The following is an 11,421-nucleotide window of genomic DNA, read 5'->3' on the forward strand; positions in this document are numbered from 1 at the left end:
CTATATGAATAAAATTACTTTAATCGCACAAAGAGAGTTTTCTTTTCGTGTGAAGAAAAAAACGTTTCTTATAACTACCATACTATTGCCCATTTTGATTTCTGGTTTGTATGCTTTAATGATTTATTTCTCCGTAAAAGGTGGTGATAAAAAATTAAATATTGCCATTTTAGATCAGAGCGAATTTTTTACTAATGGGGATTCTAATTTAAAAAATTCGAAAAATTTTTCTGTATTTATACAAAAAGGAGATACCGCAGTGGGAAACAAGCTTCTACGTACAGAGGCGATTGATGGCTATATCATTTGGAATGATGGATTGGATAGTTTGAATAAAGCAAAATTAATTTCTTCTAAAAGCATAGGACTGCAAGACAAATCCGCTATCTCAAGTTATTTGAATAATATAGTTCGCAATGAGCGTATCAGAAAGCTGGCAAGTGGGCCACAAGTATTGCAATTGATGGATAAAGAAGTAGATCTGAACTATGCGACATTAGATAAGGGTGAAGATAGTATGATGAAATCTGGTGTAAGTTATGGGGTGGGATTCGCAAGTGGATTTTTGATCTATTTTGTACTCATTATTTATGGTATGTCTGTGATGCGTGGTGTGATGGAGGAGAAGGTAAGTCGTATTGCAGAAGTGATGATTAGTAGTGTCAAGCCATTTCAGTTAATGATGGGGAAAATTATAGGTATAGGCGCTGTTGGACTATTACAGTTTTTAATTTGGATAGTGTTAACTATCGTTTTGCGTTTAATCTTAATGCCTATGTTTTTCCCAGGAATATCCTCAAATATTCAAAATGCCGCTGGTGGGCAAGAAGGTATTGGCGCTATGATGCATGGACTGAGTACGATTAATTTCCCTGTAATTATTACCTTCTTTTTGATCTATTTTATAGGTGGATATTTCTTATATGCTTCTTTGTTTGCTGCGGTAGGTAGTGCGGTGAATGAAGATCCTCAAGATGCACAGTCATTTACTTTTCCGATTATGATGCCGATCATTTTTGGATTTGTGTTATTGACAAGAGCCATCAATGATCCGCATAGTAGTGTTGCCGTATTCGGTAGTTTATTTCCGCTAACTTCACCTATTGTAATGTTAGGTCGTATTGCGCAAGGCGTTCCAGATGCCGTTCCTTATTGGCAATTAGCATTGAGTATCGCGCTATTAATATTAGGATTTTTATTTACAACTTGGTTAGCAGGTAAAGTATATAGGACTGGAATATTGATGTATGGTAAAAAGCCAACTTGGAAAGAATTGATTAAATGGGCTAAACAAAAATAAAGATCAACTATGCTATCTAGAAGAACACTTTTGGTTTTAAGTTTTCTATTATTAAATTATAGTGTATTTGCAGGAATTATATCGGGGATTATAAAAGATAATAAAGGCGAAATTATACCTTATGCGACCATTTCTGTAAAAGGTAAAACAACTATTTCTGCTGATGCAAATGGCTTTTATAGTCTACAGATTTCCGATGGTAATTACGAAATTACTTGTTCGCACATTGGTTATATTACAGTAACTAAAAAAGTGGAAGTTTCTGCTAGTAAATTGCAACTGGATTTTGTATTGCCATTGCAAGAGACGGAATTGGCGGATGTAGTCATTCAATCCAAAGATCCTTCTGATAGAATCGTGCAACATACGATTGATAATAGGCGAAATTTTTTGATGCCTTATAATTCGTTTTCTTGTCAGGCATATATCAAAATGCTTATGAAAACTAGAAAAATGCCCAAGAAAATTCTTTTCACTAAAGTGGAGGATGCAGATAAAAAAGAAATGGGCGTAGATTCCAATGGTAAAGGTGTAGTGTATCTTTCTGAGTCAATTAGTAATGTTGCATTTGCCAAACCTGATAAAATAAAAGCAGAAGTAATTTCTAGTCGAGAAAGTGGAAGCCAAGGTTATGGTTTTGCATTTTCAACTTATGTAAATATTTACCAAGAAAATATTGATTTGTTGAAAGACGCAGGCAATAAACGAGGTTTTATATCTCCAGTTGCATCTAATGCGTTTCATTACTATAAATTCAAATATGGGGGCAGTTATATGGTGGGTAAAGATAAAATTCATCGTATCAAAGTCATACCAAAGCGAAAATTTGAACCCTTGTTTTCAGGTACGATAGATATTGTAGATAATGATTGGCATATCTATAGTACAGATCTGTATTTGACTAAAACCTCATCTTTAGAATTGTTTGATACCGTAAGAGTCCGTCAACAATTTGAAAAGTATGAAACGACCGGTTGGTTGCAAAAACAGCAAATTTTAGATTTTTCCATGAAAATATTAGGGATTGATTTGTATGGAAATGTTTTAGATGATTATTCCAAATATACTTTAGATCCTAAAGTTAAGTTTGACAATGTGCTTATCGCCTTTCAAGATTCTGCAAAAAATAGGCGCAATAGCTATTGGGATTCTGTGCGTCCAGTATTGTTAACTCAAGAAGAAAGTTTGGATTATCATAAAAAAGATAGTGCCTATTTTGCAAGAAAAGATTCCTTACTTTCTAAACATTACACGGATAGTTTGCATGCGAAATACAATAAGTTTTCTGTTGGGGGATTACTATTTTCCGGTGGCTTTAGTAAAAGATATTATGATGATTCTAATCATATAACTTCTACTTTTTCGATAGATCCACTCATCCGAAAATTACAATATAATACAGTGGAAGGAATCGCGATGACCTGGAGTGGTAGTTATAGTAAGTATTTTAAAAATCAGGTATTTTCTTTTAGTCCTTCGGTACGCTATGGGTTTCACAATCAACATTTGAATCCAAGTGCAGTGCTTAGTTTGAGTAAAAGATATAAAGGAAATAATAGTACCAATAATCAACAGTACTGGTACGTGTCAGGAGGAAAAACAGTAGGCCAATATAATGGAATGGATCCTATTAGTCCTTTGATCAATAGTATTTATACTTTGTTTTGGGGGGAGAATTATATGAAGATTTACGAAAAATATTATACGAATATTGGATTTTACAAACGTAGTGCTGATGGTTGGTCCGTGCAAATATTTGGAAAATATGAAGATCGTAGATCTATCAATAATACGACAGATAAATCGTTTCGCTCACCTAATTATTTTACGCCCAATTATCCAACAGATTTAATTTCTGCGCCGCAGGATAGACATCAAGCTGTTATTGTTGGTTTTAATGCAAGTTATCAGCCAGGGCAAAAATTTATAAAATATCCAGATGGAAAGGAATCTCTAGGTTCGACACAGCCAACGTATTCCTTGAGTTATCAAAAAGGAATTCATGGATTATTGGGAAGTGATGTGAACTATGATAAATGGAGCGCTGCTATTGCTAATAGTTGGGATTGGAAACTGGGCGGTACTATGAAATATAAATTTTCCTTAGGCGGATTTTTGAACAATAAAAATGTGTACATACAAGATATGACACACTTTGCAGGTAATCAGACGCTTGTTGCCAATTCGTATGTTTCAGGTTTTCAATTGGCTCCTTATTATTTATTTAGTAATGCAGACCATTTTTATATGACGGGACATTTGGAACATCATTTTAATGGATTATTAACTAATAAAATTCCATTTTTTAATACGATGCATTGGAATCTAGTAGCAGGGACAAATGCTTTTTATGTAAATAAAGACAATCGTTACGTTGAAGTTTTTGGTGGACTAGAAAATATATTTAAAATTCTAAGAGTGGATTTTGTAAAATCATTTGCTACGAAAGATGCTAATCAATTCGGTGTACGAATTGGCATTGGAGGGATATTTTAAAGAAAGTCAAGGCGTATTATTTGAATAGTACGCCTTGATTTTTTAATTCAATTTTTAAGGTACTATATATTTGGTTATTGATAGCTTTTACAGCATTGTCAAAAATAGTTACTTTATAACCAAGTTGTATGGAATCTATTGCCGTATAATAAACACAAAAATCAGCCGCCAAACCACAAAGGAATATTTCCGAAATGTTTTTATCTTTTAGATAACCATGTAGGCCGGTATTGGATTGATGTGCATTATCAAAAAAAGCACTATAACTATCTATTTCTGGATGCATTCCCTTGCGAAATATTGCAGCAATATTTTCTTGTTTTATTTGTGTGGAAATTTCAGCACCTACACTTCCTTGTACACAATGGTCTGGCCAAAGCGTTTGCGGTAGCGCATTTAATTCTATAGTGTCAAATACTTGTTTACCTGGATGGTTAGATGCAAAACTATGATGATTTTTTGGATGCCAGTCTTGTGTCGCTACGACTAGACTATAATCGTTACTGAATGCATTAATGATAGGAATAATCTGATCGCCCTCTGGTACAGCCAAACTGCCACCAGGAAGAAAATCATTTTGCATGTCGATTATAATTAATGCACTGCTCATTTATTAGTCCTCCAAACTTTTTTCTTTAACTACTTTGAGATCTTCAAGATTAACATTCATCGGAAGCATACCTATTTTGACAATCGCTCTTTTACCTCTAATCTCTTGTACCTCGCCGACTTGATGACTTTTTTTCAAAATTACTTTTGCACCGATTTCTACATCTTCATGCACTTCTTCGTATTTAGCACGTAATTTTTTGGACATTTTTTGTGCTAATACTTTTTCATTTTTAGGGAAAAGTAGTTTGTATATATTTTGAATTGCTTCTTCTTTATCATCAGATTTACGCCAATCAACAATCATTTGACGTAATTTTCTTTCGGTATCACGTAGGAAGTTCATACGCTCTTCCGTGATTTGATTTTGATGCTTGAGCAACTCCACTCTTTGACTATGTTTTTCTTTATCCAAAGTCACCGCAAGTTCTTTTTTCAGCTTTTCATTTTCCCGTATTAATTTATGCAAATCTTTTTTGTCCTTATCTAATTGTTGCAATCCTTGTTCTGTGGAATTCAACAATTTATCCAGACGAAAATGGTCTTCTTCCACTAATTTACGCGCTCGATTAATCAGATTTTGTGGTAAGCCGATGCGTTCCGCAATAGAAAACGTGTACGAACTACCAGGTTTGCCAAGGATCAATTGATATTTAGGTTGCAGATGCACTTCATCAAACGCCATTGCGCCATTCAAAATCCCTTTGGTTTTATTTGCCATGACTTTCAGATTGAGATAATGCGTAGTCACCAACCCAATAGAATGTCTACGTGCTAACTCTTCCAAAATCACCTCCGCAAAGGCGCCACCAAGATTCGGATCACTACCACTTCCCAATTCGTCTATGAAAAATAAGGTTTTCCCATTCGCATTTTCAATGAAATATTTCATGTTGGTCAAATGAGAGGAATAAGTACTCAATTCAAATTCCAAACTCTGCGTATCGCCGATTTGAATAAATAATTGTTTGAATACTCCCATTTTTGAATCAGGTGACATCGGAACGAGTAGGCCGCTTTGCAACATTATTTGACTCAGGCCAATGGTTTTCATCGTCACCGTTTTACCTCCAGCATTGGGGCCACTAATAATTAAAATACGATTGTCCTCATCCAATTTTAGAGATAGAGGAATCGTTTTCTTATTTGATTTTTTATTGTACAGATACAATAACGGGTGATATGCATCTTTAAAATCTAATATCGCTTTATCTACAATTTCAGGAAGGTCTGCATTCATTTCTAAAGATAAGGATGCCTTTGCCTCGATGAAATCATACAATCCCAAAAACTGGTGATATGTTGCAAGGAGAGAAGCATAAACGCTCATCTTAGAAGTCAGCGCACGCAAGATTCTAGTAACTTCTGCTTGTTCTTCGCTTTCTAGTGCATAAACCTCATTATTTAATTCAACTGTTTCTTCTGGCTCTATATATGAGGTGCGGCGACTATCACTTTCCCCATGCAAAATGCCTTTAACTTGTCTTTTATGTTCTGAAAATATAGCAATTACTCTACGGCCATTGCTGAAACTTTCGTCGATGTCTGCAGTATAGCCAGCTCTTTGCATGCGAGCTATGGCTTTCATGAATACGCGACGTAATTCACCGCGCTTTTTGGATAATTGAAAACGAATTTTTTCTAATTCAGGTGTTGCATTATCTCTTATATGTCCATACTCATCAATCGTACTATCGATGAGTTCGATGATTGTTTTCTCATAATAACTATCTTGGATAACGTATGCAAGATTGGGAAATAATTGTCTTCTTTCGTTATCAAACCAACGAAAGATTTTTTCCATACTTTCCATCAACCTTTTTATTTGCATAAATTGATCTTCGGTAAGTAATGAGCCAGGTATACTGAGTAATTTTAATTCTTTAGCAATAGTTGGAACGAAATCATTGGGAAAATACAAACCTTGTTCTTTGATGCCCTTAAATTCTTTCGTCTGTCCTACTTCTAATCGTATAAAATCTATTTTGGTGTGTACTCTCAGTTTGCTTGCTTTTTCTTTTGCATAATCGCTTTGACAAAAGCCTTTGAGTAATTCCTTTATTTTATCAAACTCTAATTGAGATTCCGCGTTTGTTGGATATAATTTCATAATTCTATGGAACAAAATTAAGATAAAGTGAAAATATCCGATGGGGAAAAATATCCGTAATTATCGACCTACATTTGAATACTTGCATGGTATTTGATTTCATTAATTTATCAATATTTGCATGATGCTTAAACTCTTATTAGTGTCCAGTCTAACCTTGTTGTTAAGTTCTTGGCGCGGGTGTGTGAGTCAGACCTATGATAGTCCTGATGGATATAATATGAATAATCCAGTTAAAATAGATGTACCAAAAGATTTGAAAGAAATCTCTGGTATTGCTTTTTACAAAAATAATCCCAATCCATATTATGCGATTGAGGATGAGCATGGTATTATTTATTGCTACTATCCTAGCTATAAAAATCTAATCAAAACAGAATTTAAGGCAAAAGGTGACTTTGAAGACTTAGTCATTGCAAAAGATCGTGTATTTGCATTAGAAAGTCACGGAAGTATTTATTCCTTTCCATTTAGATTGGTCGGACAAAAAAACGTTCCTAAAGATAGCTTAATGGCTCAAGTTGATTATTTGCCAAAAGCAGAATATGAGAGTATGTATATAGATGAAAAAGAGAATAAAATGTATTTGCTTTGTAAAAAAAGGAGCGGAGAATCCGTCAATCAAAAGGGATATATTTTGAAAATAGGTTCAGATGGTCGTGTTTATCGTAATGCTATTTTTTATATAAAAAATGCAGAAATAGAAAACAAGTTAGGTTTTACTATCTCTGCATTTCGTCCATCTGCATTAGCAAAAAATACTTTGACTAACGAATGGTATATTTTATCTAATTATAATAAAATGTTGGTCATCGCTAACTCAAAATGGCATGTAAAGGCTGTATTTCAATTAAATCCAAAAGTCTTTGCACAACCAGAAGGTATTGCATTTGATTCTACCAATAATCTTTATATCTCCAATGAAGCCAACGACGGCATGAAACAAAACATTTTGATGTTTAATTATCTGAAAAAATCTAGTAATGCCACTGCTAGCATAGATCGTAAATTTTTCTAAGAACTATACTCGTTGTCTTTGACTATTTTTTCCGCAACGCGATCATTTGTTCGGATATATGGTCTGATAATCAATCGATTACCTGTATCGTAGGTAAGATAGTTCCAAACCCAATTGATAAATACTTTTACACGATTCTTGAAACTCACCAAGAAGGTGATATGTACAAAAGCCCAAATCATCCAAGCCAATAATCCTCCGAAAGCTTTCTTATTAGGAAGATCACATACCGCCTTACCTTTTCCAATTGTAGCTAACGATCCTTTATCAAAATATTTGAAATCTTTCAGCGGTTCATTATTTTGAATCTTACAAAGGTTTTTACCTACATAAGTTCCCATCTGAATAGCGGGTTGTGCTACACCTGGTAAACCATTAGGATATTTGTCTGTACGTAAAATTGCAATATCACCTAATGCAAATATGCCATCACTACCTACAACTTTACAATGATTATCAACGACTAATTTATTATGATCAATCCATTCTGGTTTTAGACCTGGAATAACGTCGCCCTTGACACCTGCGGACCAAATTAAAGTACTAGTCGCAATGGTTTGGCCATTCGTTAATGTGGCGGTATAACCATCATAGGACGAAACTTTTGAATTTAAAATAACCTCGACTCCCATTTTGGTGAGGTCGGCGTATGCTCTTTTACAAGATTTTTCAGCCATACCTGCTAATAAGAAATTACCACTTTGTACCAAATGAATATGCATATTAGAAAAGTCTACATCTGGATAATCCTTCGGTAAAACGTGTTTTCTTAATTCGGATAAAGCCCCAGCTGTCTCTACTCCGGTTGGTCCACCACCAACAATTACGATAGATAAAAGATCTCTTTGCTTTGCCGGATCTTTTACTAATCCCGCCATTTCAAATGTTTGCATCAACTGACTTCTCAAGTTGAGAGCATCGGGAATAGATTTCATTGGAAAAGAAAACTTTTCCATCATTTCGTCTCCATAAAAATTAGATCTACATCCGTTCGCAATAATTAGATAATCATAATGTAAAGAGCCTGAACTAGTAAATACCAATTTTTCATCTGGATCTATCTTCTGTACTCTCAATAATCTGAAAAAGAAATTCTTCTTCTTTTTAAAAGTAGTACGTAACGGTCCTGCAATAGCATCTGCTTGTAAACCTGCAGTTGCAACTTGATATAAAAGGGGTTGGAATGTGTGGTAATTTCGTTTGTCAAAAAGAACGATTTGAAATTTAGAAGAATCTAAATTATGTGCCGCATATAACCCTCCGAATCCTCCTCCAATGATAACTACTCTTGGTTTGTCTGTGTCCGGTATGTTTAGCGAAATCCCAGAGAATAAGGGCATAATTGATTTGATTTGATTTGATGTGTGCAAATATCCTTTATTTAAGATAAATTTTCAATTATTATATCTTAAATACCTAAACGACAAAACCTAACAAGTACGTAAGCACTGGTTAGGTTTTATAGTTTTATAGCAATAATAACTAATGATTCAGAATCGTAAAAAAGTCTGATTCGTATTTTTGCCACTTTGCAAATTTATCAAAATTTGACAAAGAATACCGATTTATGAAAAAATTAATATCTCTAAGCCAGATATTTCCTTGGGTAGCACAATATCCAGCTTTATTTAGACTCAATAACCATTTTTTGAAATCTAACGATCCTTTAAGATCTGCATAAAATGATTTGGATGTAACGACCTTTACAAAATTTTCGAAGGATGCTTCTGCAGAAGAAAATTTTCTGAAACGTGATTGATAACCTTCTTTTTCAGCCAAATCGTTTTTTCCAATAATTCCAAAGTGATTATTTAATACCTTACTGTTTTTGCTACGTCCAAGACTGGACTCTACCATCGCAACTCCTAAAATGACACTGGCTGGTACACCTGTTTGTTGCATTAATTCCATCGCTTGCATAGAATGTGCTTTGATGTATTTTTTAGCTGCACTTTGAGCATAAATGCTTGAAAATGAAGTTAAAATGATGGCAAGTGCAAATATGGTTCTCTTAAAATGAGAACTCAATTTAAATTTGATCATATCAAATCTTTAAATAAGAGTTCCAATTCAATAAATACTTATAGCATTATCTTCCGCATTTTCTTCGGAAAAAAAATTAAGTATTGGATTGAAATTGAATCAGAAAATACCTCTTAATTTTTAGAAGTAAACTCTTACGGTTAAAAAATGGACATTGACCTAAATCGGCAATGATATACATCCGAAATGAATTGTACTTTTCAGATGGAGAATTTTGATAATTATAATTACAAAATTCAATGCTGTTTGTTCAAAATAAAACAGCCGTAATCCACAAATATGCGCTGGATTGCGGCTGCAAATATAAGACCAATTTTTTAATAATCCCCTGTTAAAGGAGTATTAAACTATATAGTGATATAATAAATATATTTAAAGTATTGATAATTAAGCTATTTATGATTCTTTTCTAATCCTCTAACATTTAGCCCATCTGTTTTTCTTAAGCGACCATACTCGATCAAACCTAATAAACTAAGAAATCCAATAAATACAAATGCCATGTGAAAATCATTCATTTGATATCGTGTTCCATGTCTATGAATAACGCTTGCAACATGCAAAGAAACCGCACCAAGTGCAATCCCCATACCTAATGTCATCTGTTGTGCTGTACTATATAAGGTGTTGGCATTGCTCATATTTTTATTGGGAATATCTGCATAAGCTAAGGTATTTAAACTACTAAATTGCATAGATCGAAACATTCCTGAGGCAAACATGACGACAACGACCATCCATGTTGGCGTCGTTGGAAACAATAATGCGGTGGCAAATGTGGAGATCGCCAATAAGATACCATTACCAATCAATACTTCTTTGAAATTAAATTTGCGTGTTATCCAAATAGTAGCGGGTTTCATGGCCAAATTTCCAACCATGCTTGCCATGAATAACAGGCCAGATTGGAATGCATTTAATCCAAAGCCGATTTGAAACATCATCGGTACAAGGAATGGCGCCATTCCGATTACCATTCTTGCCAATGAACCAGAGTACACTGTGATGGCAAAAGTGCGCACATTTAATATGGAATAGTCAATTAATGGAAATTCTTTTTTGCGTGATTGATAGATATTGAAAACGATTAATAAACCACTTGCTACCAAAATGCCTGCTATTTTCCAATAATTTTCTCCTTCTCTACTCAATAATTCTACACCATACATAAATGAGGAAAGAGCTACCGCACTTAATAAAAAACCAACAAAATCTAGTGGTTTAGGATCCTTTGTGTGCGTATTGGGAATAAATTTCCAAGTAAGAATAACTGCAATAATTCCTAATGGAATATTGATAAAAAAGATCCAATGCCAACTTAAATAAGTAGTGAAAATGCCTCCCAATAATGGACCGATAATTGGACCAATTAAGCCGGGCCAAGTAATATAAGCTATAGCAGTAACTAGATCTTTTTTTTCTGTATTACGTAGGACTGAAAGTCTACCAACTGGTACCATCATCGCCCCCGCGACACCTTGTAATATTCTAAAAGTAACAAAATGATAAATATTTTGACTTAACCCACAACCCACAGAGGCTAATACAAATCCTATAATGGCTGATCCAAATACATTTCTGGTTCCAAATTTATCAGCGACCCATCCACTAATAGGGATAAAAACTGCCAACATGATTAAATAAGATGTAATACCTGCACTCAAATGAATGGGATTGACTCTAAAAGATTTTGCCATTTCAGGTAAGGCCGTAGAGATTACAGTTCCATCTATATTTTCCATCAGAAAGGCTCCTCCCACAATGAGGGAGATCGTTAATGCTCGTCTTTCCATATCGGACGAAGGTCGTGATTAAAAAATAGTTTCATCCGTATTTTCAATAATA

The 11,421-nt window shown here is 34.2% G+C and carries 8 protein-coding genes; 3 read left to right on the top strand and 5 right to left on the bottom strand.

What is annotated here, in order from left to right; genetic code table 11:
* The first annotated feature begins 4 nt into the window (after positions 1-4).
* Together E0W69_RS19650 and E0W69_RS19655 are read left to right on the top strand one after the other, a co-directional pair.
* Positions 5-1,300 (top strand): ABC transporter permease, encoded by a 1,296-nt coding sequence (locus tag E0W69_RS19650; RefSeq protein ID WP_131331755.1) that lies wholly within the window; start codon positions 5-7, stop codon positions 1,298-1,300.
* Positions 1,301-1,309: 9 nt separating this feature from the next.
* A complete protein-coding gene (locus tag E0W69_RS19655) occupies positions 1,310-3,796 on the top strand; it encodes a DUF5686 and carboxypeptidase regulatory-like domain-containing protein (RefSeq protein WP_131331756.1) in 2,487 nt (828 codons plus the stop codon).
* Positions 3,797-3,812: 16 nt separating this feature from the next.
* Here E0W69_RS19655 and pncA read toward each other — a convergent pair whose 3' ends face one another.
* Complete coding sequence (gene pncA, locus E0W69_RS19660) at positions 3,813-4,406, bottom strand: bifunctional nicotinamidase/pyrazinamidase (protein WP_131331757.1); 594 nt, start codon at positions 4,404-4,406, stop codon at positions 3,813-3,815.
* A gap of 3 nt (positions 4,407-4,409) precedes the next feature.
* Positions 4,410-6,515, bottom strand: coding sequence for an endonuclease MutS2 (locus E0W69_RS19665; RefSeq protein WP_131331758.1), 2,106 nt, complete (start codon positions 6,513-6,515; stop codon positions 4,410-4,412).
* A gap of 121 nt (positions 6,516-6,636) precedes the next feature.
* On the opposite strand from E0W69_RS19665, the gene E0W69_RS19670 reads away from it, so the two are divergent.
* A complete protein-coding gene (locus tag E0W69_RS19670) occupies positions 6,637-7,533 on the top strand; it encodes an SdiA-regulated domain-containing protein (protein WP_131331759.1) in 897 nt (298 codons plus the stop codon).
* On the opposite strand, the gene E0W69_RS19675 is transcribed toward E0W69_RS19670, so the two are convergent.
* The 3 genes from E0W69_RS19675 to E0W69_RS19685 all read right to left on the bottom strand — a co-directional run bounded on the left by E0W69_RS19675 (position 7,530) and on the right by E0W69_RS19685 (position 11,369).
* The gene (locus E0W69_RS19675) at positions 7,530-8,873 is read right to left on the bottom strand and encodes an NAD(P)/FAD-dependent oxidoreductase (protein ID WP_131331760.1); all 1,344 of its coding nucleotides are present in this window, start codon (positions 8,871-8,873) and stop codon (positions 7,530-7,532) included. The genes E0W69_RS19670 and E0W69_RS19675 overlap by 4 nt on opposite strands.
* A 142-nt stretch (positions 8,874-9,015) precedes the next feature.
* Positions 9,016-9,576 carry a glucosaminidase domain-containing protein gene (locus E0W69_RS19680; protein WP_131331761.1) on the bottom strand — a complete coding sequence of 187 codons (561 nt, stop codon included), beginning with the start codon at positions 9,574-9,576 and terminating at the stop codon, positions 9,016-9,018.
* A gap of 392 nt (positions 9,577-9,968) precedes the next feature.
* Positions 9,969-11,369 carry an MFS transporter gene (locus E0W69_RS19685; protein WP_131331762.1) on the bottom strand — a complete coding sequence of 467 codons (1,401 nt, stop codon included), beginning with the start codon at positions 11,367-11,369 and terminating at the stop codon, positions 9,969-9,971.
* Between the last annotated feature and the right edge of the window lie 52 nt (positions 11,370-11,421).

It is taken from the genome of Rhizosphaericola mali (assembly GCF_004337365.2).
Classification (GTDB): Bacteria; Bacteroidota; Bacteroidia; order Chitinophagales; family Chitinophagaceae; genus Rhizosphaericola; species Rhizosphaericola mali.